The organism is Bacillus sp. TH19 (assembly GCF_016651075.1).
Taxonomy (GTDB): Bacteria; Bacillota; Bacilli; order Bacillales; family Bacillaceae_G; genus Bacillus_A; species Bacillus_A mycoides.
The window spans coordinates 1,554,117-1,580,476 of the sequence record NZ_JAEKEO010000007.1 but is presented as its reverse complement, the minus strand read 5'-3'; the positions used below and the strand labels follow the sequence as shown (position 1 = coordinate 1,580,476).

Below are 26,360 nucleotides of genomic sequence, written 5' to 3'. Positions count from 1 at the left end.
GATCCCTCTTTATTTTTCAATCTTTAACGTTTGTAAATATGCATTTAATGCATTAATTTGATCATCCGTTAAGTTGCCATATTTACCAGTCATTTTATTACCTGGCTTCATATTTTCAGGATCTTTGAGCCATTTTTTTAAGTTCTCTTCATTATTTTCGGCAATACCAGCAACCATATCGCGATCTGCGAAGTTTGCTAAGTTCGGTGCGATACGAGCAGAAGGTGGTCTACTATCATTTGATCCAACTGCATGACAACCAATACAGCTTTTATTAAATATTTCTTGACCCTCTTGCGCCTTTGTAGAAGCTACTTCTTTTTTTCCATCAATCTTCTTCATGTCAGCAAGCCACTTTTTGTACTCGCTTTCATCCAGAGCTTTCACTTTGAACTGCATTAAAGAATGTGATGGGCCACAAAATTCTGTACAAAAACCATTATAAGTGCCCGATTTATCTGCCTTTAACCACATTTTGTTTACATTATCTGTATTTGTATCCATTTTCCCAGCTAAAGATGGAACCCAAAACGAATGTTTAATATCGGCACCCTTCAAATTCAAATACACTTTCTTACCTGTGGGGATAACTAAATCTTGAGAAGTTACTATTTTTTCTGATTTATAAGAAAATTCCCACCAATAAAGATTCGCTGTTACATCAACAACGATAGTATCTTTATCAATATTCTTTTTCTCCATCGCACTTACATCAGCAAGCTTGAATGTATATGTAACAGTCGGAACAGCCAAGATTAACAAAAGAATAATCGGAATGACTGTCCATATAATTTCTAGTTTGTGATTTCCTTCAACTTGCTCTGGAATATAATCTTCCTCACCCTTTTTTTGTCGGAAACGCACAATTACATATAAGAAAATAATAGTAACTACAAGTACTACTCCTACCATGATTGCACTCGCTAGCAAGAGCAAATCATATTGCATTTTTGCTACTTCCCCTTGCGGAATTAAAGTAGACTGAAAAGCTTTACCGCATCCCCCTAACAGTAAAGCCAGCAGTGAAACGAACGAAAGCAGTCGCCACTGTTTCTTCATACAAACAACCCCCACTTTCTTTGTGAATTAGATTGTACTTTATAGTTAAGTAAAGTAAATCTCAACGTAAAGAAATCCAATCATGTCGTTGTCTTAGAAGAATGTAACTACAATCATTGACACAAATAAGATTGTTAAGTAATTCAGGGAATAAACAAACATTTTTACGGACCACTTGATGTCATCTTGCTGACGGAAGCCATAAAGCCCTAATGCGATCCATCCGATGTTAAGCAATGTTGCAATTACCATGAATGTTATTCCAAGTCCACTCATATAAAATGGTAGTGGTAATAAACATACTGTCCAAATCATAATCTGACGTTTCGTAATATCAAATCCCTGTACAACAGGAAGCATTGGGATTCCTGCATTTCGATATTCATCAACACGCTTCATCGCTAATGCGAGGAAATGTGGGATTTGCCAAATAAACATAATTAAAAATAACATCCAAGCAATTGGATGATTTAAAGACGGATCAATTGCCGCCCATCCAATTAAAGGTGGAACTGCTCCTGATATACTACCTACAACAGTATTTAACGTATATTTTCTCTTCGTCCATAACGTATATAAAACAACATATGTGAAGGCACCAATAAATGAGATTAACACTGCCATCGGTGTAGTAAGTAATAAAAATACAAAGCCAAGAAGTAAAATTACAAGTCCAAATGCAAGTGCAAAGCCAGGTTTATATTTACCTGTTACCGTTGGACGGTTTTTTGTTCTTTCCATTAATGGATCGATATCTCGGTCAATGTAGTTATTTAAACAACATACCCCTGCCATAATTAATGCCGAACCAACGATTGTGAAAAATAACTTATCTAGATTGTCCATAACACTCAATCCATTAAAATGTAAAGCCAACCAAAATCCTGTAAATACAGTAAGTGTATTTGAGTTTACAATCCCCATTTTAACGAGCGCTGATAAATCTTGTAACCGAGTTGTTTCCGGTACAATTGAAACAGCTGACTCATCATGCAGCTCACTTGTTGCATGGTTCATCACTTTAACCCCCTCTTAAACCTATCATCTTTCTAAGCATATATTTCATGTGAAATATTTCGCTTCTATATAGCAATATTATTACAGTAGAAATATTGTTAACCCATTCTACTACTAATCTACGCCCATACTCCAATATATTAAATCACATTTCCCGAACATTTTGTGAAGAAAACATGAACTTTTTGTGTCGAACATTAAAAAACTTTATTCTAATTTATCCTTATCATAACATGATGTTATCTTCTATAATAAACTATTTTGTCATATTTAGCATGTATTCTCCCCATTTCTTTTCAAAATAGCCTGAATTCCTCCTAAAATATGTATTTTAAATCCCATTTTTTTCTTTATAATACGTACGTTGTCCTCGCCCTCCATTTCTTTGCTATTTTATTATTTTTTATATATCATAGGACTGTAGCACGTTTTATTCTATACATAATGGAATGAAAATATTTCGCAATAACTTCATAGCAGAAAGATGGTGAAAGAGATTGCAACGCTTTATTAAATGGTTAGCAGTCATTACAAGTCTCGATTTATTAGTAGTTTTACTAGGAGGCGCTTTAGTTACAAAAACGGGTTCAGGCCAAGGATGCGGCAAATCATGGCCTCTTTGTAACGGTGAATTTGTTCCATCTAATTTATCAATGGAGACTATTATTGAGCTAAGTCACCGCTTAACATCTGGATCAGCCGGAATCCTTGTTACTCTTCTTTGTATCTTGTCCTGGAAATATTATAAACATGTGCGCGAAACAAAGACGTTAGCAATTTTATCCTTCGTATTTTTAGTTGCACAAGCATTAATGGGGGCGGCGGCGGTTGTTTGGGGTCAAATGCCTGCTGTATTAGCTATTCATTTCGGTATTTCCTTAATTTCATTTGCTTCTGTCATCTTGTTAACGTGTCTTATTTTTGAAATTGATCAGAAATTTGATGCACGTTCACTTATTATGGACAAAAAAATGAAATTTCATATTTATGGTGTAACAATTTACAGTTATATCGTTGTCTACACAGGAGCTTTAGTACGTCACGAACGAGCTACCTTAGCCTGTCCAGACTTCCCTTTATGTAGCAAAAGTAGACCTATGCCAACTCAACTACATGAGTGGGTTCAAATGGGACATAGAGTTGCAGCGATGTTAATTTTCGCTTGGATACTATATGCGATGATTATCGCTATTCGCCATTACAAGCAGCAGCGTGTAGTATACTGGGGATGGATTATTTCATTTATCCTTGTTACACTTCAAGCTATAGTAGGGATTTTGGTCGTATTTACAAATGCTAGTTTAGCAATGGCATTATTACATTCGCTCTTCATTTCTTGCCTGTTTGCTGTACTATGCTATTTAGTTATGATAGGTACAAGAAGTACAGTCAATGCAAAAGAAACTGAATCAACTTCTAAGCAAACAAAATAAAGTAAAACTATAATACCTTGCCAATTCGGCAAGGTATTATTTACACACAAAAAAGAGCTGCTTTCGCACAGCTCTTTTTCTTTATTTTAATGATCTAATTCAATGAGTAAATCTCCCGTTTGAATTGCATCCCCATCATTTACATATACTTTTTTCACTTTCCCATTGAACGGCGCTTGAACTGTCGTTTCCATTTTCATAGCTTCTGTAATTGCCATGGAATCACCTTTTTTCACTTCATCGCCTTCTTTTACAACTACTTTAATAACAGTTCCCGGCATCGTTGCGCTAATATGATTTGGATTTTCACGATTCCCCTTCACACGCTGTGCAACAGTTGATTTCACGTTTTCATCTTTCACTACGATTTCACGCGGTTGTCCATTAAACTCCAGGTAAAGCACACGATTTCCATCTGGCTGTGGCTCCCCAATGGAAACTAGTTTAACCATCAATGTTTTACCTTGCTCGATTTCCACATCAATTTCTTCACCAAGTCTCATACCATAGAAGAATGTCGGTGTATCAAGCACAGATACATTTCCATAAATCCCAGCAACTTTTTCGTAGTCCATAAATACTTTTGGATACAATGCATATGCGACTACATCAAAAATTGTTACTTCGCGTCCAAGTTTGTGGAATAACTCTTCTTTTAAAGCATCGAAATCTACTGGTTCTAATAATTCACCCGGTCTTACTGTTAATGGCTCTTTCCCTTTTAAAATAATTTTTTGTAATTCTTTCGGGAAACCACCATATGGTTGTCCTAAATCTCCAGAGAACATTTCAACAACAGATCCTGGGAAGTCCATAGCATGTCCACGTTCTAAAATATCTTGTTCTGTTAGGTGATTTTGAACCATAAATAATGCCATATCACCGACAACTTTAGATGATGGTGTTACTTTTACAATATCGCCAAACATATCATTAACACGGCGATACATCACTTTAACTTCATCAAAGCGATCTCCTAAGCCAACCGCTTTTGCTTGTTGTTGAAGATTACTATACTGTCCACCCGGCATTTCATGCATATATACCTCTGTGTGAGGAGCATTCATACCACTTTCAAATGGAGCATAATATTTTCGTACATCTTCCCAATAATGAGATAGTTTTTCTAATGAGTCTATATTAACATCTGGCTGTCTTTCGTTTCCACCTAACGCATAGTATAGTGTATTCGCACTTGGTTGTGACGTTTGACCAGCCATTGAACTCACCGCTACATCGACAATATCAACACCCGCTTCAATTGCCTTTGTATACGTTAAAATACCATTTCCGCTCGTATCGTGTGTGTGCAGGTGAATTGGAATCGACACCGTCTCTTTTAATGCTGAAACTAAATCATATGCTGCGTTTGGCTTTAGTAAGCCCGCCATATCTTTAATTCCTAAAATGTGAGCTCCTGATGCTTCCAACTCTTTTGCTAAATTTTTATAATAATTTAAATCATATTTACTGCGTAACGGATCATGAATGTCTCCTGTGTAACACATTGTTGCTTCTGCAATCTTACCAGTATCTCGTACAGCATCAATTGCAACTCTCATGCCTTCTACCCAGTTTAAGCTATCAAAAATACGGAACACATCAATTCCAGCTTGCGCGGAACATTCCACAAATTTTTGAATTAAATTATCTGGATAGTTTTTGTAACCTACTGCGTTTGAAGAGCGAAGTAACATTTGGAATAAAACGTTTGGCATTTTTTCACGAAGATCTAGTAATCGTTCCCATGGATCTTCTTTCAAGAAACGATACGCAACATCAAACGTTGCACCGCCCCACATTTCTGCTGAGAATAAGTTTGGTAACATTCTCGCTGTCGGCTCTGCAATGTGATGTAAATCTTTTGTACGAACACGAGTTGCAAGTAATGACTGATGTGCATCACGGAATGTTGTATCCGTTAAAAGTACACGCTTTTGATCTTGTACCCACTTTACTAATCCATCCGCTCCACGCTCATCCAAAATTTGTTTCGTTCCATTTTGCATTGGCTCTGAGTGTATCACATTTGGTATACGAGCATCTGGGAAAATTGGTTTCTCTTTTTTCCCTACTCCAGGGAAGCCATTTACTGTTACTGTACCAATATAATTTAACATTTTTGTTCCGCGGTCTTTACGTTTCGGGAACAAGAATAGTTCAGGTGACGCGTCAATAAATGAAGTGTCATATTCTCCTGATAAGAAGTTTTTATGTTTTACTACATTCTCTAGGAATGGAATATTTGTTTTAATACCACGAATACGGAATTCTTTTAAGTTACGTTCCATTTTTGCAGCGGCTTGTTCAAAAGTAAGTGCCCAAGTAGTAACTTTTACAAGTAAAGAATCGTAGTACGGTGTAATAACTGCACCTTGGAAACTATTACCTGTATCAAGACGAACACCAAAACCACCGCCTGATCGGTACGCCATAATCTTTCCTGTATCAGGCATAAAGTTATTAAGTGGGTCTTCTGTCGTTACACGAGATTGGATTGCAAATCCATGCACAACCACTTCCTCTTGCTTAGGAACACCTACCATTTTGCTATGTAATGCATGTCCATCAGCTATTAAAATTTGCGATTGAACTATATCCACTCCTGTAATCATCTCTGTAATCGTATGTTCAACTTGAACACGTGGGTTTACTTCAATGAAGTAAAACTCATCACCTTTTACAAGGAATTCTACCGTTCCAGCATTTAAATAATTTACATTTTTCGTTAACTTTACTGCAGCATCACAAATACGCTGACGCAAATCATCTGAAAGCGACACGCTCGGTGCAATTTCAACTACTTTTTGATGGCGTCGTTGTACAGAGCAATCACGCTCATACAAATGAACAACATTACCTTCTTCATCTGCTAAAATTTGTACTTCTATATGTTTAGGTTTTTCAACGAATTTTTCAACGTACACTTCATCATTACCAAAGGCTGCTTTTGCTTCTGATTTCGCGCGATTATACGATTCTCTTAACTCTTCACTAGCACGTACAATACGCATACCGCGACCGCCGCCACCAAGGGATGCTTTAATAATAATCGGGTAATCATACTTTTCAGCAAATTCTTCAACTTCTTCTATTGAATTTACTGGACCATCACTACCAGGAATAATTGGAATTTGTGCTAGCTGCGCTTGTGTTCTTGCTTTAACTTTATCTCCAAACATGTCTAAATGCTTACTTTTTGGACCGATAAAGATAATCCCTTCTTCTTCACAACGTTTTGCAAATTGAATATTTTCTGACAAGAAACCATATCCAGGGTGGATTGCATCTACATGATTACTTTTCGCAATCTCAATAATGCCTTCAATATCTAGATAAGCATCAATTGGCTTTTTCCCTTCCCCAACTAAATAGGACTCATCGGCTTTATAGCGATGATAAGAACCGCTATCCTCTTTAGAATAGATCGCAACTGTGTTTAATCCAAGTTCTGAACATGCTCGGAACACACGAATTGCTATCTCTCCACGGTTAGCTACCAATACTTTTTGAATACGTTGCAGCTTTGTCATGATTTTCCCCCTCTATTTTCCTACCACTCTAGAGATAAAATACATACACACTCTAAAGAGCGTGAAGTTCTTCACTTTCTACATTATATTATACTTAGAAAGCTTCACTTTATTTTTATCCATCATACCTTATTTTTCAACAAATGATAAGTTTTCTGATTGATTTGTTTCACAAAAATAGTATAGCATACCTCTTCCTTTTCTAACAACAATATTGTATATCACATTCACTTAAATGTAATATACTTTTCGTTTTATAACAATCAATATTGTATCACATTTAAAATCTAACAAAATAAAAAACACATTGAACTCTAGAGCTCAATGTGTTTTTTATTTTACAACAACAAGATGCGGTCCACCTTGTTCTATTTCGTTAGTCAATTTGTTTTGTTGTTTCTCTTGTCGTTTTACATAACTAGCAATATTTAACAGTATACCCATTGCAAGTAAATTAGCCAATAAAGAACTACCACCATAACTTATAAACGGTAATGGTACCCCTGTAAGCGGTATTAACCCAGACATACCACCAACATTTATAAAAGTTTGAACTCCAAACAAACTTGCAATTCCAATTGCTATTAAACTTCCAAACGGATCTCTGCACTTTTGTGCAACCCTAAATGCCCGAATAATAATAAGTAGTAAACAGATTAAAATGACAGCTACGCCTATAAATCCAAGTTCTTCAGATATAATTGCCATAATAAAATCTGTTTGCGGTTCTGGTAAGTATCCATATTTTTGCACACTGTTCCCTAACCCTCGACCATTTAGCCCTCCTGAAGCAATTCCAATAAAAGAATTTATTAATTGGAACCCATCATTTTGAGGATCATTAAATGGATCAAGAAAAACGGAAAAACGTGCCTTTTGATACTTGCTTAATCCATAATTCCCGAGAAAATATAGTGCCGGAATCCACACTATAGAAGTTAAAACGATTCGTTTTATCCATAAATTAATCCGTACCCCCGAGCAAAGAAACATAATTCCAACCGTTCCCGCAATTAATAAATCGGTACCTAAGTCATTTTGCTTTAAAATTAAAAACATTGCCAATCCAACAAAACCAAGCGTAAGTCCCGATCCTTTAAAAACAGGAGTATCTGTCTCTTGTCTTCTCGCAAAAAAACGAGCTAATATAATAATAATCGATATTTTAACAAATTCAGCGGGCTGTATACCTAATATCCACCCTTTTGCACCGTTTATTTCCTTACCGAAAAACAAGGCTGCTGCTAATAAACCAATACTACCTATTCCCATTGCTATTAAAACTATTCGCTTCCTCCAAAGTTTATAAGGAATAGCAATGATAATCGCTAACATTATCGCTCCAACAGCTAGAATTAATACTTGCCTATTAAAAAAGAAATCCGCTGGTTTCCCATGCTTCGAAATCGCAACAATGGAACTAGAACTATATACCATTATAACTCCCAGCACACATAAGATAATAAGAGGAAGTAATAAGGAATAATCCATCGATTTCCATACTTTTTTCATTTCATTTCCTCTTTCTGTTTCAATTTAATTATTGTTGTATTCCATATGTATATAGGTTCTTCCTTCTTTATTATACAAATAAAAGGCCCAAACTATTTCAGTTTGAGCCCCCTTATTTGAACCCGTTATTGTTGTTTGTTTGTAAATGCTTCATGAAGTGCAGACAACTCACGTTCGAGCTCTCCTAACATTGCTTTCCCTTGTTCTTCTCCAATAAGACCAAGGCGAACCGCAAAATCGACCTCGCGGGATAGTCCAAACATTTGTGTGTCTAAAACTTCTTCATATAATGGACATTGCGGCATTGTAAGATTGTCCATTTGTACCTTAATAAGTCTTAAAATCTTCTCTGCATCCGCTTGTAGAAGGGCTAGTGCCTTTTCCTGATGATTTGATACTGTCTCAGACGCCAAATTGATTCCCTCCGTTTCCGTCCTACTCTCTCATATCTATTAATATTAGCGATAGTTTTAATAAATTGCAATAGAAACATTTTTTGTGACAACAGTGCCTAATACTATTATACTGAAAAGTGGGAGTATAACACAAATGGGGGAACAACAATGAGCGAAATTTTATTTATTAATGGAAAAGTTCGTTTTCCAATCACTATCGATCCAACTGTATGGATTTTCGATGATCGAAAAATAGATTTGACAACTTACTTTGATGAAACTAGAGAAGACTCATCCGAATTAGAAACATACTTAAAACATACTTCAGAGCATTGGGATCGCGAAATCCGTGATGGTGCTGCCTTCCCGCCAATACAACAAAGTGTAAAGAAATATAAAAAAGAACAGCTTATTAACGGGACATTTGGCATACCACTTCATCCATTTCTAAAAAATGCTGAAATTTTAGAAGATGCTACTCATGTCGAAATTGCAACCACAGACAATACAATTACACTTCCGTTAGAAACAGCCCATAAAGCTATTCTCGGTTTTTCAAAAGAAGGTAAACCATTACGAGAAGACGGGCCTGTTCATCTATATTTCCATGATGGATCTAATAGACAAAATCCGATTCGTAACATCCGTAAATTTACAATCATTTAAATTGTATAATTAAAAGGAAAAAAAGGAGTGAGCTTAAGCTCACTCCTTTTTATAATAAATCCGCTGCTAGTTGTGCTAAATTAGAACGCTCTCCTTTAACAAACTTTACATGACCACTAATACGTTGTTCTTTAAACTTCTCTACAACATATGTTAAACCGTTATTATATTCATCTAAATACGGGTGATCAATTTGCTGAGGATCCCCCATTAATACAATCTTACTTTTTTCGCCTACCCTTGTTAATATCGTCTTTACTTCATGCTTCGTTAAATTTTGTGCCTCGTCAATTATAATGAATTGGTCTGGAATACTTCTCCCGCGTATATAGGTAAGCGCTTCTACTTCAATCGAACCCATTCCAGCTAAAATAGCATCTAGCTCCCCAGGCTTTTTCGTATTGAATAAATACTCTAGATTATCAAAAATCGGCTGCATCCACGGTCTTAATTTTTCCTCTTTCTCTCCTGGTAAATAGCCTATATCTTTCCCTACCGGTACAATTGGTCTCGCGACAAGTAGTTTTTTATATAATCCTAAATCTTCCGTTTGCATTAGTCCCGAAGCTAATGCGAGTAACGTTTTTCCTGTACCGGCTTTCCCTGTTAACGTTACAAGTGGAATATCTTCCCGAAGTAGCAATTCTAATCCCATAATTTGCTGCACGTTTCGTGGGCGTATCCCCCACACTTGTTCATTGTGAAAAATAAGTTTTTTTACCTTCTTACCTAAATGATCCACAATCCCAAGTGCAGAACTAGAACCCCCTAGTGCATCTTTCATTACAACAAACTGATTTGGATAAAAAGGATGATTTGCGATTTCAGATAAAGGCAGTTCACCTTTTTCATAAAAATAATCTAACTGTTCTTTTGATATATACCCTTCTAAAAATCCTGAATATATATTTTCCACTTCGATTACTCGGTCACTTAAATAATCTTCGGCCCGCAGTCCGATTGCATCAGCTTTTACCCTTACGAGTACATCTTTACTTACTAAAATAACTGATTTCCCGTCCTCTTTTTCTTGTTCTTCTAAAGAGAGGTTTTTCGCTACCGCTAAAATTCGATTATCATTTGTTTTTTCTACAAAAATATCTTGCAGTTGAACAAACGAGCGATGATTTAATTCAATACGAAATGTACCGCCGTTTTCTAACGGAATACTTTCATGCAGCTTTCCTATTTCGCGAAATTTGTCGATTAACTTAGATACATAGCGAGCATTTCGTCCTACTTCATCCATATAACGTTTTTTCGAATCAACCTCTTCTAATACAACTGCTGGAATCACTACTTCATTTGTTGCAAATGAAAAAATAGATAAAGGATCCTGCAAAAGTACATTCGTATCTAACACATAAATTTTATCCAACCTGTTACCCCCTGACTCCACTTTTAAATTTGTAGAACAAGGGTTTCATCCATAAAATATGGACGAACCATTGTTATAATTATATGTACCGTAAAAACGAGGTAGAATCGAAACTCATAGAAATTAAACCTTTTCTTTATTTTTTATTCATTTCTATTCAATATATTACTTTTTATTATAATTTTTCACATTAAATCACAATACTCACTTGTAAAAGTTTATGAACGATGTTCCTATTCATCTTCTTTATAATTCTTTCATTCCTACTAATACTTGGTTATCAAGCTTTTTAGCTGCTCGAAGATCATATGTTTTTTCATATGTTGGTTCAGTAGCAAGTTTCGCACCATAAAACATAACATCACGAACTTCTTGTACATTCACTTCTACTACCGTTAATTTTAGAGGAATCCCTTCCATTCTATCTGTTAAAATTTTACTTTCACCACTTATGGAAAATACGGATTCATTCGCCATTATAGTCAATACAACCCCTGCACTATGCCGTATATTCCCCACAATACGTGAGCGTTGATCTACCGCAAATCGAATACTAGTTTCACTCACTGCATATACCCAAGAAATAGCACTTACGTTAGGAATTTGTTTTTCGAAATCTGTTGTTGCTATCATAACGATACACTCTTTACGCAAAGATTGTACTAAATCACCTGTCAATGTAGGCTCAACTACATTCGCCATATTTCCACCTCCAAATATTATTTATATATCCTTATCATAACCTATTTTTCGAATTGCGAAAATATTATTTTTTCCCGCTATTATTCAAAAACATTATGCTTCCATGATATACTTATACTGATAGAATTCGTATTGAGGTGACGAAATGAGAGTCAGATGTATGATTTGTGATAAAAAAGATATGTTAGATGACGAAAATCCTATGGCAAAAAAACTGCGTAATCGCCCTATTCATACATATATGTGCATGGAATGTACGGAACGCATTGCAGAGCGTACTATGGAACGCCATGCAAGTGGTAATTTCCGATTATATCGTGATAAAAAAGTAGAAGACGATTGGTAAACCGTAAATAAGTCCTTAATCATATAGATAAGGACTTATTTGTATTTTTCTGGTTCACGATTCATCTGATCCAAAAAACAATCAATGGCTTCTACTGGAAATCTTGCACACCTTATTTCTCCATCAATTTCATATGTAATTAAATACATTTCCTCGTTCTTTTCCACTTCTACATTTCGTAATTTATGCTCTTCATATATCATATTTCGAAATAATACATACGTTTCTTGTGCAGCGCTATCATCTGGACGCGCTTCCGCAACCGTTTTAATTGTTAACCAATTATATAGTGCATCTTGTACCGAGCGCATGAAACTCCCCCTTTTCACCCTGCCTTTTGTTGTTTCGCTTGACGTAAACGTAATCTATAAATTCCAAGTACAATCGCCGCTACAACGAGCCCCTCTCCAACTGGTAAAAAAACTGCAAAGAAAGTTAATACCGTGCATCCAATTGCTAAAGATATGTATATTACTATATTTTTTAGCACTGATAGCTTCCTTGCAAATCCTAAATTATATACAAGTGCACTCAATATAATAATTGTTCCATAAAGTAACCACATCCCTAGTTCTGGATTTTCATCAACTTTGCACAATTTCGCGAAAAATGACATTCTTTCTAACACTATCTTTCCTCCCTTCTCATAAAAACAAATTTTCTTTATGTACTTAATACAAGAGTAACTCGCAAAAAAAATACTGTCCACAAAAAAGAATAAATATTCTAAAAATAAACAAAATAAAAAAAACAACTACCTTTTATAAAGGTAGTTGTTTTTTTATTTTTACGCTTCTACAGATTTCTTTTTCTTAGCAGCTCTTTCGCGCTCACTCTTATCAAGAATCTTTTTACGTAGACGAATTGATTCTGGAGTTACTTCACAGAACTCATCATCGTTTAAGTACTCTAATGACTCTTCTAAAGTCATTAAGCGTGGTTTTTTCATTGTTGAAGTTTGATCTTTCGTTGCAGAACGAATGTTCGTTTGTTGTTTCATTTTTACAACGTTAACTGTTAAATCATTCTCACGTGTATGTTCTCCAACGATCATACCAGCATATACTTCTGTACCTGGTTCAACGAAGATTACACCACGGTCTTCAACTTGCATAATACCGTATTGTGATGCTTTTCCTGCTTCAAGTGAAACTAGAACACCTTGACGACGTCCACCCACTTGTCCAGCATGTACTGGTTGGTAGCAATCAAATGTATGGTTTAAAATACCATAACCACGAGTTAATGTTAGGAATTCTGTTGTGTAACCAATTAACCCACGTGCTGGAACCATGAAAGTAAGGCGAACTTGACCGTTTCCGTTATTCACCATATCTAACATTTCACCTTTACGTGCGCCCATTGATTCCATAATAGAACCAGTGTATTCTTCAGGAACATCGATTTGTACGCGCTCTACAGGCTCACTTCTTACGCCATCGACATCTTTAATAATTACTTCAGGCTTAGATACTTGTAGTTCATAACCTTCACGACGCATGTTTTCAATTAAGATAGATAAATGTAACTCTCCGCGTCCAGATACGATCCATGCATCAGGAGAATCTGTATTATCTACACGTAAACTTACATCTGTCTCTAATTGTGAACGAAGACGCTCTTCAATTTTACGAGAAGTAATGAATTTACCTTCACGACCTGCAAATGGGCTGTTATTTACAAGGAATGTCATTTGTAATGTTGGCTCATCAATACGTAATAATGGTAAAGCCTCTTCATGCTCAACCGGACATACCGTTTCACCTACGTTAATATCTTCCATACCTGAAACAGCTACTAAATCTCCAGCTTTTGCTTCTTCAATTTCTTGACGTTTTAATCCAATGTAACCAAATAATTTAGTTACACGGAATTGTTTTACACTTCCGTCAACTTTCATTAATGCAACTTGTTGTCCTACTTTCATTGTACCGCGGAATACGCGTCCAACCCCAATACGACCAACATAGTCATTGTAATCAAGAAGTGCTACTTGGAATTGAAGTGGCTCTTCGCTGTTATCAATTGGTGCTGGAATATGTTCAATGATTGTGTCAAACAATGATTTCATATTCTCTTCTTGATTTGCTGGATTTGAATCTAAGCTTGCTGTTCCGTTCATTGCTGATGCAAATACAACTGGGAACTCTAATTGATCTTCGTTTGCACCAAGTTCGATGAATAAGTCAACTACTTCATCAACTACTTCATCAGGGCGAGCGAAGTCACGGTCAATTTTGTTTACAACAACGATTGGAGTTAAGTTTTGCTCAAGAGCTTTCTTTAAAACAAATCGTGTTTGTGGCATACAACCTTCATATGCATCAACTACAAGTAGAACACCATCAACCATTTTCATGATACGTTCTACTTCTCCACCGAAGTCAGCGTGACCAGGTGTATCTAAAATGTTAATTCTTTTATCTTCATAGTGAATCGCAGTATTCTTCGCTAAAATTGTAATACCACGTTCTCTTTCTAGATCATTTGAGTCCATTGCGCGTTCTTCAATATGTTCATTCGCACGGAACGTCCCCGCTTGACGTAATAACTGGTCAACAAGTGTTGTTTTACCATGGTCAACGTGGGCAATAATTGCTATATTTCGTAAATCTTGTCGTTTTTTCAACATGTCCAACTCCTAATGTCTTTTTAATCCTTCTCTATTATAAGAGCGAAGGGGATACAATGGCAATCAAAATAAAATCAAGAATGAAAATATAGTTGTATTCTTACTTTTGTGAAAGTAAAATAAGATTGGAGGGTGAAGAAATGGAACACATTCAATATCGCTTTTTATTAACAGCAATTATCGGTGTTATCTTCTTAATTGGTATCGGAATTATGATTGCTGAAAATAGTCCCATCGGCATTATTATTTGCATTATCGGCACATTTGTTACAGTTGGATACGGTTTTGTAACAAAAAGAAAAATGCGTAAATCGCAATAACATTAAAAAGTAAGAAGCTTCTTTATGCCTCTTACTTTTTTTTCATTATTGCGATACAAATGGTAATAATTCTTCGTATACTCCTGGTTTTGCAACTAACACACTGCTTTTCTCTACAATAGAAAGAGGCGTTCCCAAGAACGTTGTCACTTTACCGCCAACTTCCTCTACAATAATCTGTCCCCCGCCAAAGTCCCATGGCGATAAGCGCGGTGTTACATATGCGTCTAATCTTCCCGTGGCAACATATACCATTTCTAACGCTGCACAACCATATGACCTCGTACCTCTTGCCTTCTTAACGAGCATCATCATTTTTTCCATATTAAGCAATGGATTATCAGTAAGCCATATCGCATTCAAAGCTATAACTCCATGCTCTACCGTTCCTTTTTCCAACATGGGAATAGCTAAATCATTGCAAAAAGCCCCTTCTCCCTTTACCGCATGATATAGTTCGTCATGAACTGGATCATAAATAAGACCAATCTTTCCGATACCGTTCTCATAAATCCCGATTGAGATTGCGAAATTTCTTTTTTGATGAACAAAGTTCATCGTGCCATCAATTGGATCAATTAACCAAACAACCCCATTAGAAGAGGTAATCTCATCTCCATAGCCTTCTTCTCCTAAAATATTATGATGTGGGAATGTTTCTTTAATTTTCCCAATTAAAAACTGCTCCGTTTCTCGGTCCATATTTGTTACTAGATCAGCTGCATTTGACTTTGTTTCTATAATAAGTGTTTTTTTCAGTGACGCCATTAATTGTTCTCCGGCTTCTCGAATCCACTGTTTCGCGTGTGTATCGATGTCTTTCCATACTTCTTGCATGTTTAAACACTCCGATCTATACTGTTCACAGAAAAAACGAACCCTTTATAAGGTTCGCACCAACTAATTATTTATACATATACTATTATTACGCTTCTAAACGGATCATTTCAAGTCTTAACACTTCTAATTTTTGTACGCACTCTTCTTTTTTCTGTTTGTCGTTATCCATCATCGCATCATATAAAGTTGCTAATTCATAATCTAGCTCCAAACGTAGCACCGGAATTCTCTTTTCAGCATCTGTTCTCTTTAACGCATTAATCACCTGTCTCATTTTTTTGCCTCCTCCCAATATTCGTCTGCCCTCGGACTAGAATTGATTCAATTTTCTGATTTTTTGTTTTATACTATACTATGTTGGATAAATCATCTATGCAACAAAATTATATTTTTTTATTTAAATTTTTTTGTGATGTTTTTTTTATGAATAGTACAAGCTATGCTAAAATTAAAACAAAATAGGAGTTGGAGGAACAATCATGACACTACAAACATTCACATCAACTGATTTTGAAGTCTTTACTGTTGATGGTCTTGAAGAACGAATGAGCGCAATTAAAACGAATATTCATCCTAAGCTAGAAGCTTTAGGGGAACAATTTGCAGAATATTTATCACAACAAACTGATGAAAACTTTTTCTACCATGTAGCAAAACATGCACGCCGCAAAGTCAATCCACCAAACGATACTTGGGTTGCTTTTTCAACAAATAAACGTGGATATAAAATGTTACCACACTTTCAAATTGGTTTATGGGGTACTCACGCCTTCATATACTTTGGTTTAATCTATGAGTGTCCACAAAAAGTGGAGACGGCTCACGCCTTCTTAGAACATTTAAATGATTTAAAAACAAATATTCCAAATGACTTCGTTTGGTCCATTGACCATACTAAACCAGGTGTAAAACTACATAAAACGCTTGAAACGGAAGACTTACAAAAGATGATTGAACGTTTAGCTACTGTGAAAAAAGCAGAGTTATTAGTCGGTATTCATATATCACCAGAGGAGTTTTCAGCAATGACCAACGAACAATTCCTTGCTAAGATTGAATCTACGATGCAACCACTCCTTCCTTTATATGCACTTTGTAATCGATAGTAGAAAACGGACAATTTATATTGTCCGTTTTTAGTTGTTATCACATTATAGCACTTTGCATTTTAATTTTCAAAATATTTTTACATTTTTACAATCTTTTTTTCCGCTACTTCTTTTGCTCTTTGAATCGTACGATATATAGAATATCCACTTACTTCTTGAAATTCTTTATCAATTTTTTTCTCCGCTGCCTTCGATGGCACAATCTCTTTAAAACGACGATATAATTCCATCAAATCTTCTCTCAAAACTCCTTTTTCATATACCTTTTCAATCGCTTCATAAAACTTTACAACTGCTACCATTTCTTCATTTGACCAATTGTAATCAAGTGGATATTGATATTCCATTTTTGCACCTCATTCAGTATTCTTTCTTTTTCCATTATGCTACCTTTAAGACAACCTTTTATTCTTCACTATAGCCACTCTGCATTATACACCATTTATCCATTTCAATGGAATTGTCTTCCTCTTTGCAGTATTTAAAATATAACTATTAAACATACTCACCTTGAAAATGCGATTTTTCTATACATCTATAATTATTGGTGATATAATGCTTTTGTTTTATAGAAAATAAAGTGAGACTACCATCCCAAAAAAGGCTTTTGCGAATGGCAGAAAAACAAGTCAAGTTCTAAAAGTTTGTCATCTTAATTTCCTTTTAGAATGAGATGAAATCATATAAAACAAACTCTAATAAATATTACGAAGAAGAAGGGGTGTATAGATTGTCCCAATACGAAACACCATTGTTTACCGCTTTAGTTGAGCACAGTAAGCGAAATCCAGTTCAATTCCATATTCCTGGTCATAAAAAAGGACAGGGCATGGATCCTACATTTCGCGAATTTATTGGGCATAATGCATTAGCAATTGATTTAATTAATATTGCGCCGCTCGATGATTTACATCATCCAAAAGGTATGATTAAAGAAGCACAGGATTTAGCAGCCGCTGCTTTCGGTGCAGATCATACGTTCTTTTCTATTCAAGGTACAAGTGGTGCAATTATGACAATGGTGATGAGCGTGTGCGGTCCTGGGGATAAAATCCTCGTGCCACGGAATGTGCATAAATCAGTAATGTCAGCTATTATTTTCTCAGGTGCAAAACCAATTTTCATGCATCCTGAGATTGATCCGAAGCTCGGTATTTCACATGGGATCACAATTCAATCTGTCAAAAAGGCTCTTGAAGAGCACTCAGATGCGAAAGGCTTACTTGTTATAAATCCAACATATTTTGGGTTTGCTGCAGATTTAGAGCAGATTGTAGAATTAGCTCATTCTTACGATATTCCTGTACTTGTTGATGAGGCTCACGGTGTTCATATCCATTTTCATGATGAACTACCAATATCAGCTATGCAAGCAGGTGCAGATATGGCAGCAACAAGTGTTCACAAATTAGGTGGGTCTTTAACCCAAAGCTCTATTCTTAATGTAAAAGAAGGTCTTGTGAACGTAAAGCATGTCCAATCCATTATTAGCATGCTTACGACTACATCAACTTCTTACATTTTGTTAGCATCCCTTGATGTTGCTAGAAAACGTCTTGCTACAGAAGGAACAGCTCTCATAGAACAAACAATACAATTAGCTGAGCATGTTCGTGATGCTATTAATGCTATTGAGCATCTTTATTGTCCCGGAAAAGAAATGCTAGGAACAGATGCTACTTTTAACTATGATCCTACAAAGATAATTGTATCTGTAAAAGATTTAGGTATTACAGGCCATCAGGCTGAAGTATGGCTTAGAGAACATTACAACATTGAAGTAGAACTCTCTGATTTATATAACATACTTTGTCTTATCACATTTGGAGATACAGAAAGTGAAACAGATACACTTATTACAGCATTACAAGATTTAGCAGCAACATATAGAAATAGAGCAGACAAAGGTGTTCAAGTACAAGTAGAAATACCAGAAATACCTGTGCTAGCACTTTCTCCTAGAGATGCTTTTTATTCAGAAACAGAAGTCATTCCATTTGAAAACGCAGCAGGTCGTATTATAGCTGATTTTGTTATGGTTTATCCGCCAGGGATTCCAATCTTTACTCCGGGGGAAATTATTACACAAGATAACTTAGAGTATATTCTTAAAAATTTAGAAGCTGGGTTACCTGTACAAGGTCCTGAAGATATGACATTACAAACATTACGTGTTATTAAAGAGTACAAGCCTATCAGTTGATAGGCTTTTCTTTCACCTTTTTTCTCTTTTTTTCATACGATACTAAAGAATTTGACATTCCCACCCTAATGGGGCAAGCTGACTAACATCAGTGGGATTCTTGCTACCTAAGGCGAAGTCCATTTCTGGTATCGCTGACGTGCAAGATTGCGGTGTGCCATCACCACTCTCACAACAGACCGTATAGATTCGTGAGCTACTGTACTATACCATACCGTACAGATTCGTGTTCAGGTGTTTTAGCGTCTTGTTCTTGACGACACATATCATTTTACCGATAGCTTGAATTCGGCTATCGAACTCCCTATGCTATCTTTTTTCAAAGAACACATTGGCGTTTTAAAGACTTGTACTTGTCTGTAGTTAAAGTCTACCAAAATATAAAGTGAAACTTTAATCAGTGGGGTTTTGTTCATCCCCACTGATTATTAGCCTTCACCAATCGGACGTTTACGGGCAGCAGGGCTCCAGCCGAATTTTGAGGTGGAATTCTTACTGCCCGTAAATAGCGGGATAAATGTTTTTCTATGAAAAAGCGATACTTTCATCCTATGTCTAAAGTCCAATATAGGCTTTCCCGTATCGCGAAATCTGTAACGTATAGGTGGGGATACCATTATGATTGTGATAGGCCGTTCTATTGTACACCCTTATATCACAAATGAATATGAGCCATTTGCAGCTGAAAAACAACAGATTTTATCCATAATGGCGGGAAATCAAGAAGTTTATTCCTTCCGAACAGCCGATGAACTCAGCTTTGATCTTAATTTACGAGTTAATATTATTACTTCCGCGCTAGAACTTTTTCAAAGTGGATTTCAGTTTCGTACGTTTCAACAATCTTTTTGCAACCCTCAGTTTTGGGAAAGAACATCACTTGGCGGATTTCAACTACTCCCAAACATAGCCCCTTCCATTGCCATCCAAGATATTTTTAAAAACGGAAAACTATATGGAACTGAATGTGCCACCGCAATGATTATCATTTTTTACAAAGCATTACTATCATTATATGAGGAAAAAACTTTCAACCGTCTATTCGCAAACCTCTTACTTTATACATGGGACTACGATCGCGACTTAAAGCTCATAACAAAAACGAGTGGCGATATCGTTCCAGGTGACCTCGTTTACTTTAAAAATCCACAAGTTAATCCAGCTACGATTGAGTGGCAAGGAGAAAATGCAATCTATCTAGGAAACTTCTTTTTTTACGGACATGGCGTAGGCGTAAAAACGAAAGAGGAAATTATTTATTCATTAAATGAACGAAGGATTCCTTATGCTTTTATTTCAGCTTATTTAACCGATTTTATTACTCGTATTGATAGCCGTATGATGAGTCAATATGCCCCTCCTAACACGCCACAAACATCAATAGGATTTATTCCTATTAGAGATGATGCAATTGTTGCAACAGTCGGGCATACAACTACAATCTATTAAAAAAACGCCTACATGTGTAGGCGTTTTTTCTTAATTATTAAGCTTTTGTATGTTCTGTATGGTCACATTCGCAATGAGATCCACATTTCCCATAAAGTACTGTTGATTTTTCATCTTCAAAATGTGCGATTGTTCCTTCACAAACTTGGCATACGATTGTTCCCATTTTCATTTCCCCCTGAGTTTAAAGAATAATCTACTTATATATGATTAAGCTTTCGCATTGTCTCTACTAGCACAGTCACAATTGGAACCACATTTCCCATAAAGTACTGTCGTTTTCTCATCTTCAAAATGTCCGATTGTTCCTTCACAAACTTGGCATACGATTGTTCCCATTTTTCATTTCCCCCTAAGTTTATGGTCCTAAAAACTTTTAGCTGTCAATTTCCTATCAATTATTGGGCTTTTGTATGTTCTGTGTGATCACATCCGCAAGATCCACATTTCCCGTAAAGTACCGTTACTTTCTCATCCTCGAAGTGTGCAATTGTACCTTCACAATCTTGACATACGATTGTTCCCATTTTTCATTTCCCCCTAAGTTTATAATCCCAAAAACTTTTGTAACCGCTTAACTTTCTGTCTTTATTTTAATATGTTATACTTTTTACGTCAATAGGTTTTTAGTATAACACATTGAATATTTTAAAATTAAATTAGTATGCGATATTAACACAAAAAAACAGCCATATCTCATACGTACGACTGTTTCTTGTTAATTATTCTTCATACTCCGCATGCAAAGAAGTAGACGGAACAAGAAATTTAAAAAACTGAGCTAACTCCTCCGCCTCCTCTTCCGATCCTAACTTAAAAGTTTCCTGTATATATGGAACATTTTCTACATCATCTCTCCCAAGCAAAGTAGATCTCCCTGTTTGCATACAAACAATAAGTGGTTTTCCAAAAAACATATTTGTATAAATAACTCCAAAATCATAACGTGTATCATGCGTCATAAATCCTAAAAATCGTACCTTCACACTTTCATGCTCATCATACAATTTTTCAAACATGAGTTTCCACCTTTCTAAATAACACTTCCTACTCATTAATATATTAAACAAAAAAAGTAATACTCCTTTTAATTGTCAAAAAATTCAGTGGGATGTAGAATGATATTATTCTACTAAGCTAAGGGGGAATTTGTATGCAACACGCCTTTATCACACTTGTACCTAAATCCAATCAACAATCTGTTTCAATAGAAGATGTTAAACACCTTTTTCATAACTATAAAACCGTTACTTCCAAGACTGGTGATCAAATTAATTATGCTTATACAAATACAGCTTTTCCTTATGAAATATTAGATACATCAGCAACAACATTAAAACTCCAATCGAGTCACGATCGATATGATTCTATTTATGTTGGGATTGGAATAGAAAAGGAACAATCTTTTATTCAGGTTTCTTTGCCTACTACAGCAACATTTGGTGATAAAGGAAAAGCAAATGAATTTAGCCGTTTTCTAGCGAAGAAATTAGAAGGAGAGTTACAACTATTTAATGGAAGAACAATGTATTTCTATAAACGTTAATTTAAAAAATAGAGAATATGATTAAAAAAAGTATGCAATTTGAACACGTAAGGAATAATGCCTGCTTTCTTACGTGTAATACAAAACATGCAATCACATATGCCAAATAAAGAAATACGAAAAAGAGAATTACTTTATAATGAAACTTATCACCATTCGATAATGTTAATACAATGGAAAAACCACTCCATAATAGAAAATGATAAAATATAACATGTAATATTCTCATGGAACCTTCTCCTTTGACATGCTCTATTTTATTAATATATGGGATTAAGTTTGAATCAATTACATATTATATAACGGCATATATGCTAACGGTTCATTTAAAGTATTATATATTCATTCGACAAGTACATATAAAGACCTTGCAAGTCATTTTATGAAAATAAAAATACCCCATCTCTTTAAATAAGAGATGGGGTATTTACATTACTTAAATTATTTTACAATGTGAATTGGCATTCCAAGAGCAACTTCAGCTGCTTCCATTGTGATTTCACCTAATGTTGGGTGAGCATGGATTGTTTGAGCGATATCTTCAGCTGTCATTCCAGCTTCGATAGCTAAACCAATCTCAGAGATAATATCAGAAGCACCTGCACCTGCAACTTGTGCACCTACAAGAAGACCATCTTCTTTACGCGTTACAAGTTGTAAGAAACCGTCAGTGCTGTTTAATGATAACGCACGACCGTTTGCAGCGAATGGGAACTTAGATACAGCTACTGTCATTCCTGCTTCTTCAGCTTGTTTCTTAGTGTAACCAACAGATGCTAATTCTGGATCAGTGAAGCATACTGCAGGAATTCCGATGTAATCGATTGCTGATGCATGGCCACTAATTACTTCAACAGCTACTTTACCTTCGTAAGAAGCTTTGTGAGCTAATGGTGGTCCAGGAACGATATCACCGATTGCATAGATGTTTGAAATATTTGTACGGCATTGCTCATCAATTTCGATAATGCCACGGTCAGTCATTTTAATTCCAACTTGCTCAAGACCGATTTCTTGAGTGTTTGGACGACGACCTACAGTTACTAATACGTAATCTGCTTCTACAGTTTGGATTTCACCGTTAACTTCAAAGCTAACTTTTACGCCAGTTTCTGTTTCTTCAACGCCTTTAGCCATAGCTTTTGTATGGATATTTACGTTACCTTTTTTCTGTAGAGCACGTTTAACAACAGAGCTCATAGCTTTTTCGAAACCAGCTAAGATTTCGTCGCCAGCTTCTACTACAGTAACTTCTGTACCGAAGTTAGCATATGCAGTACCTAATTCCATACCGATGTAACCGCCGCCGATTACAACAAGTTTTTTAGGAATTTCAGTTAAGCTTAAAGCGCCTGTAGAGTTGATAACACGTTTAGAGTATTTGAATCCTGGAATTTCGATTGGTGTAGAACCAGTTGCAAGAACAGCATTTTTAAACGTATAAGTTTGTGCTGCATCTTCAGTCATTACGCGTAATGTGTTAGCATCTACGAAGTAAGCTTCACCGCGAATGATTTCAACTTTGTTACCTTTAAGAAGGCCTTCAACACCGCCAGTTAATTTCTTAACTACGCCGTTTTTCCATTCTTGAACTTTTGTAAAGTCAACTTTTACGTTCTCTGCAGTGATACCCATGTCATCAGAATGCATTGCATTCTCATAACGATGACCTGCATTGATTAACGCTTTTGAAGGAATACATCCAACGTTTAAGCATACGCCACCAAGGTTAGATTTTTCAATAATCGCTACCTTTTGACCTAATTGTGCTGCACGAATTGCCGCAACGTATCCACCAGGACCTGCACCAACAACGACTGTATCTAATTCAATTGGGAAATCTCCTACTACCATTGTTATTACGCCTCCATTACTAATAATTGTGGGTCATTCAATAGACGTTTAATTTGGTTTAATGCTTTTTGAGCAGTTGCGCCGTCAATTAAACGATGGTCAAAGCTTAGAGATAATGCTAATACTGGAGCTGCAACGATTTCACCGTTTTTCACAACTGGTTTCTCAGCGATACGGCCGATACCAAGGATTGCTACTTCTGGGTGATTGATAACTGGAGTGAACCATTGTCCACCTGCAGAACCAATGTTTGTAATTGTGCAAGAAGCACCTTTCATTTCAGTTGGAGCTAAACGACCATCACGTGCTTTACCAGCAAGTTCATTGATCTCGTTAGAAATAGTAAAGATAGATTTACGATCTGTATCTTTAACAACTGGTACTAATAGACCTTTGTCTGTATCAGCTGCGATACCGATGTTGAAGTAATGTTTATGAACGATTTCTTGAGAAGCATCGTCTAAAGCAGTATTCAACATTGGGAATTCACGTAATGCAGATGTTAAAGCTTTTACAACGTATGGAAGGTAAGTTAATTTAATACCTTTGTCAGCTGCAACAGCTTTGAACTTCTTACGGTGAGCAACAAGTTCTGTTACATCTACTTCATCCATTAATGTTACGTGAGGAGCTGTATGCTTAGAGTTAACCATTGCTTTCGCAATCGCTTTACGGATACCACTCATTTTCTCACGAGTTTCTGGATATTCACCAGCTGGGATTGGTTGTGCTTTTGGTGCTTCTTCTTTCGCTGCTGCTGGAGTAGCTTCTACTGCTGCTGGAGCCTCAGTTGCTGCTACAGTTTGTCCACCATTTGCAAATGCATCGATGTCAGTTTTCACAACACGGCCGTTCTTACCAGAACCAGCTACTTTATGAATATCTACACCTTTTTCACGAGCATATTTACGAACAGATGGCATAGCGATTACACGCTCATTTACTACTTCTGCAGTTGCTGCTGGAGTAGTTTCCGCTGCTGGAGCTTCTACTGCTGCTTCTTCAGCTTTTGGAGCTTCATCATGATCGTCACCTTTAAATTTAAGGTTTTCGTATCCAGGAGCATCAAATTTAATTAATGTATCTCCTACAATTGCAACTGTTCCTTCTTCTACAAGTACTTCAAGTACTTTACCTTTAACAGGAGAAGGGATTTCTACTACTGCTTTATCATTTTGTACTTCAAGAAGTACATCATCTTCATTTACTTCATCGCCTGGTTTAATAAACCATTTTACGATTTCACCTTCGTGGATACCTTCACCGATATCTGGTAGTTTAAATTCAAATGCCACGGAATTCAGCCCCCTGATTCATTTCATTATTATGGAATATGTACAAAAGAAACCAGCATGTGCTGATTTCTTTTGCACATGAAAAACTAAAAATTAGAAGTTCATTACTTTGTTAACAGCTTCAACAATATCTTTATGGTTTGGTAACCATACGCTCTCAGCTTGAGAGAATGGGAATACTGTATCAGCAGCTGCAACACGTACAACTGGAGCTTCTAAGTTTAAGATTGCACGGTCGTTAATTTCCGCTACAACGTTAGCTGCAATACCAGCTTGTTTTTGAGCTTCTTGAACTACAACTACGCGACCTGTTTTTTCAACAGAAGCGATGATTGTTTCGATATCTAATGGTTGAACTGTACGTAAGTCAACAACCTCTAAAGAGATACCTTCTTTTTCAAGTTCTTCAGCAGCTTTTAATGCAGCATGAACCATAGCACCATAAGCGATAACAGATACATCTGTACCTTCACGTTTGATGTCAGCTTTGCCTAAATCAATTGTGTAATCACCTTCTGGTACATCTTGACGGAATGAACGGTACAATTTCATATGCTCTAAGTAGATAACTGGATCGTTGTCACGAATCGCAGAGATTAAAAGACCTTTTGCATCGTATGGAGTAGATGGAATAACAACTTTTAGACCAGGTTGTTGTGCCACTAATCCTTCTAAGCTATCAGCATGTAGTTCAGGAGTATGAACACCACCACCGAATGGAGAACGAATTGTTACTGGAGCAGTCCAACGTCCACCAGAACGGTAACGCATACGAGCTAATTGACCAGAAACTGAATCCATTACTTCAAAAATGAAACCGAAGAATTGGATTTCTGGAACTGGACGGAAGCCTTCAAGTGCAAGTCCAACTGCAAGTCCACCAATACCAGACTCTGCAAGTGGAGTATCCATTACACGATCTTCACCGAATTCAGCTTGTAAACCTTCAGTAGCACGGAATACTCCGCCGTTTACACCAACGTCTTCACCAAACACAAGTACGTTAGGATCATTTTTCATTTCAACGCGTAAAGCATCAGTGATTGCTTGAATCATTGTCATTTGAGCCAT

General features: G+C 36.2%; 29 protein-coding genes. 8 read left to right on the top strand and 21 right to left on the bottom strand.

Annotated features, from left to right (window positions below):
- Positions 1–9: 9 nt before the first annotated feature.
- Positions 10–1,059 (bottom strand): cytochrome c oxidase subunit II, encoded by a 1,050-nt coding sequence (gene coxB, locus JFU54_RS12080; protein ID WP_002088304.1) that lies wholly within the window; start codon positions 1,057–1,059, stop codon positions 10–12.
- A gap of 93 nt (positions 1,060–1,152) precedes the next feature.
- Positions 1,153–2,076 carry a heme o synthase gene (gene cyoE, locus JFU54_RS12075; RefSeq protein WP_002142959.1) on the bottom strand — a complete coding sequence of 308 codons (924 nt, stop codon included), beginning with the start codon at positions 2,074–2,076 and terminating at the stop codon, positions 1,153–1,155.
- A gap of 497 nt (positions 2,077–2,573) precedes the next feature.
- On the opposite strand from cyoE, the gene ctaA reads away from it, so the two are divergent.
- Positions 2,574–3,509 carry a heme A synthase gene (gene ctaA, locus JFU54_RS12070; RefSeq protein WP_002088309.1) on the top strand — a complete coding sequence of 312 codons (936 nt, stop codon included), beginning with the start codon at positions 2,574–2,576 and terminating at the stop codon, positions 3,507–3,509.
- Between the two features lie 86 nt (positions 3,510–3,595).
- Here ctaA and pyc read toward each other — a convergent pair whose 3' ends face one another.
- The 3 genes from pyc to JFU54_RS12055 form a co-directional block, all read right to left on the bottom strand.
- Positions 3,596–7,042, bottom strand: a complete 3,447-nt coding sequence (gene pyc / locus JFU54_RS12065) for a pyruvate carboxylase (RefSeq protein WP_063219150.1) — start codon at positions 7,040–7,042, stop codon at positions 3,596–3,598.
- Positions 7,043–7,375: 333 nt separating this feature from the next.
- Entirely contained in the window at positions 7,376–8,554 is a 1,179-nt protein-coding gene (locus JFU54_RS12060; RefSeq protein ID WP_016100696.1) for an FtsW/RodA/SpoVE family cell cycle protein, read from the bottom strand.
- Between the two features lie 125 nt (positions 8,555–8,679).
- Positions 8,680–8,967 (bottom strand): Fpa/YlaN family protein, encoded by a 288-nt coding sequence (locus tag JFU54_RS12055; protein ID WP_002088314.1) that lies wholly within the window; start codon positions 8,965–8,967, stop codon positions 8,680–8,682.
- A gap of 150 nt (positions 8,968–9,117) precedes the next feature.
- On the opposite strand from JFU54_RS12055, the gene JFU54_RS12050 reads away from it, so the two are divergent.
- A complete protein-coding gene (locus tag JFU54_RS12050; RefSeq protein ID WP_016100695.1) occupies positions 9,118–9,615 on the top strand; it encodes a molybdopterin-binding protein in 498 nt (165 codons plus the stop codon).
- Positions 9,616–9,664: 49 nt separating this feature from the next.
- Here the strand turns inward: JFU54_RS12050 and JFU54_RS12045 are convergent, their stop codons facing one another.
- Positions 9,665–10,993 carry a PhoH family protein gene (locus JFU54_RS12045; RefSeq protein WP_201064505.1) on the bottom strand — a complete coding sequence of 443 codons (1,329 nt, stop codon included), beginning with the start codon at positions 10,991–10,993 and terminating at the stop codon, positions 9,665–9,667.
- Between the two features lie 246 nt (positions 10,994–11,239).
- The gene (locus JFU54_RS12040) at positions 11,240–11,695 is read right to left on the bottom strand and encodes a PNPOx family protein (RefSeq protein WP_002033724.1); all 456 of its coding nucleotides are present in this window, start codon (positions 11,693–11,695) and stop codon (positions 11,240–11,242) included.
- Positions 11,696–11,840: 145 nt separating this feature from the next.
- On the opposite strand from JFU54_RS12040, the gene JFU54_RS12035 reads away from it, so the two are divergent.
- Complete coding sequence (locus JFU54_RS12035) at positions 11,841–12,041, top strand: YlaI family protein (protein ID WP_002094429.1); 201 nt, start codon at positions 11,841–11,843, stop codon at positions 12,039–12,041.
- Between the two features lie 35 nt (positions 12,042–12,076).
- On the opposite strand, the gene JFU54_RS12030 is transcribed toward JFU54_RS12035, so the two are convergent.
- From JFU54_RS12030 to typA, 3 genes are all read right to left on the bottom strand, one after another.
- Complete coding sequence (locus JFU54_RS12030) at positions 12,077–12,352, bottom strand: hypothetical protein (protein ID WP_002033723.1); 276 nt, start codon at positions 12,350–12,352, stop codon at positions 12,077–12,079.
- 14 nt (positions 12,353–12,366) lie between these two features.
- Positions 12,367–12,669 (bottom strand): YlaH-like family protein, encoded by a 303-nt coding sequence (locus JFU54_RS12025; protein ID WP_000893662.1) that lies wholly within the window; start codon positions 12,667–12,669, stop codon positions 12,367–12,369.
- Positions 12,670–12,828: 159 nt separating this feature from the next.
- On the bottom strand, positions 12,829–14,673 hold the full coding sequence (gene typA / locus JFU54_RS12020; RefSeq protein ID WP_002014867.1) for a translational GTPase TypA: 1,845 nt from the start codon (positions 14,671–14,673) through the stop codon (positions 12,829–12,831).
- Positions 14,674–14,813: 140 nt separating this feature from the next.
- On the opposite strand from typA, the gene JFU54_RS12015 reads away from it, so the two are divergent.
- A complete protein-coding gene (locus JFU54_RS12015) occupies positions 14,814–14,993 on the top strand; it encodes a DUF5325 family protein (RefSeq protein WP_000400127.1) in 180 nt (59 codons plus the stop codon).
- A gap of 45 nt (positions 14,994–15,038) precedes the next feature.
- On the opposite strand, the gene JFU54_RS12010 is transcribed toward JFU54_RS12015, so the two are convergent.
- Entirely contained in the window at positions 15,039–15,830 is a 792-nt protein-coding gene (locus JFU54_RS12010) for an inositol monophosphatase family protein (RefSeq protein WP_002014866.1), read from the bottom strand.
- A gap of 88 nt (positions 15,831–15,918) precedes the next feature.
- On the bottom strand, positions 15,919–16,107 hold the full coding sequence (locus JFU54_RS12005; protein ID WP_002121995.1) for a hypothetical protein: 189 nt from the start codon (positions 16,105–16,107) through the stop codon (positions 15,919–15,921).
- Between the two features lie 205 nt (positions 16,108–16,312).
- Here JFU54_RS12005 and JFU54_RS12000 point away from each other — a divergent pair, with 205 nt between their 5' ends.
- On the top strand, positions 16,313–16,939 hold the full coding sequence (locus tag JFU54_RS12000) for a YktB family protein (RefSeq protein WP_002014864.1): 627 nt from the start codon (positions 16,313–16,315) through the stop codon (positions 16,937–16,939).
- 80 nt (positions 16,940–17,019) lie between these two features.
- On the opposite strand, the gene JFU54_RS11995 is transcribed toward JFU54_RS12000, so the two are convergent.
- Positions 17,020–17,289 carry a UPF0223 family protein gene (locus JFU54_RS11995; protein ID WP_002014862.1) on the bottom strand — a complete coding sequence of 90 codons (270 nt, stop codon included), beginning with the start codon at positions 17,287–17,289 and terminating at the stop codon, positions 17,020–17,022.
- 383 nt (positions 17,290–17,672) lie between these two features.
- On the opposite strand from JFU54_RS11995, the gene speA reads away from it, so the two are divergent.
- Positions 17,673–19,145: an arginine decarboxylase gene (gene speA, locus JFU54_RS11990; protein WP_002128878.1), complete on the top strand. Its 1,473-nt coding sequence runs from the start codon at positions 17,673–17,675 to the stop codon at positions 19,143–19,145.
- 618 nt (positions 19,146–19,763) lie between these two features.
- Complete coding sequence (locus JFU54_RS11985) at positions 19,764–20,594, top strand: protein-glutamine gamma-glutamyltransferase (RefSeq protein WP_002014859.1); 831 nt, start codon at positions 19,764–19,766, stop codon at positions 20,592–20,594.
- Positions 20,595–20,631: 37 nt separating this feature from the next.
- On the opposite strand, the gene JFU54_RS11980 is transcribed toward JFU54_RS11985, so the two are convergent.
- From JFU54_RS11980 to JFU54_RS11965, 4 genes are all read right to left on the bottom strand, one after another.
- The gene (locus JFU54_RS11980) at positions 20,632–20,760 is read right to left on the bottom strand and encodes a GapA-binding peptide SR1P (RefSeq protein ID WP_002142969.1); all 129 of its coding nucleotides are present in this window, start codon (positions 20,758–20,760) and stop codon (positions 20,632–20,634) included.
- Between the two features lie 44 nt (positions 20,761–20,804).
- On the bottom strand, positions 20,805–20,933 hold the full coding sequence (locus tag JFU54_RS11975; protein ID WP_002033839.1) for a GapA-binding peptide SR1P: 129 nt from the start codon (positions 20,931–20,933) through the stop codon (positions 20,805–20,807).
- Between the two features lie 59 nt (positions 20,934–20,992).
- Positions 20,993–21,121: a GapA-binding peptide SR1P gene (locus JFU54_RS11970; RefSeq protein WP_000536778.1), complete on the bottom strand. Its 129-nt coding sequence runs from the start codon at positions 21,119–21,121 to the stop codon at positions 20,993–20,995.
- Between the two features lie 195 nt (positions 21,122–21,316).
- Positions 21,317–21,613 carry a DUF3055 domain-containing protein gene (locus tag JFU54_RS11965; protein WP_000462037.1) on the bottom strand — a complete coding sequence of 99 codons (297 nt, stop codon included), beginning with the start codon at positions 21,611–21,613 and terminating at the stop codon, positions 21,317–21,319.
- 134 nt (positions 21,614–21,747) lie between these two features.
- Between JFU54_RS11965 and JFU54_RS11960 the strand changes: the two genes are divergently transcribed.
- A complete protein-coding gene (locus JFU54_RS11960) occupies positions 21,748–22,140 on the top strand; it encodes a DUF1885 family protein (RefSeq protein WP_002014853.1) in 393 nt (130 codons plus the stop codon).
- Between the two features lies 1 nt (position 22,141).
- On the opposite strand, the gene JFU54_RS11955 is transcribed toward JFU54_RS11960, so the two are convergent.
- The 4 genes from JFU54_RS11955 to pdhB all read right to left on the bottom strand — a co-directional run bounded on the left by JFU54_RS11955 (position 22,142) and on the right by pdhB (position 26,360).
- A complete protein-coding gene (locus tag JFU54_RS11955) occupies positions 22,142–22,369 on the bottom strand; it encodes a hypothetical protein (RefSeq protein ID WP_002088334.1) in 228 nt (75 codons plus the stop codon).
- Between the two features lie 212 nt (positions 22,370–22,581).
- Positions 22,582–23,994, bottom strand: a complete 1,413-nt coding sequence (lpdA, locus tag JFU54_RS11950) for a dihydrolipoyl dehydrogenase (RefSeq protein ID WP_088040065.1) — start codon at positions 23,992–23,994, stop codon at positions 22,582–22,584.
- Positions 23,995–23,999: 5 nt separating this feature from the next.
- On the bottom strand, positions 24,000–25,289 hold the full coding sequence (pdhC, locus tag JFU54_RS11945; RefSeq protein WP_002128881.1) for a pyruvate dehydrogenase complex dihydrolipoyllysine-residue acetyltransferase: 1,290 nt from the start codon (positions 25,287–25,289) through the stop codon (positions 24,000–24,002).
- 93 nt (positions 25,290–25,382) lie between these two features.
- Positions 25,383–26,360, bottom strand: a complete 978-nt coding sequence (pdhB, locus tag JFU54_RS11940) for a pyruvate dehydrogenase complex E1 component subunit beta (RefSeq protein WP_002033837.1) — start codon at positions 26,358–26,360, stop codon at positions 25,383–25,385.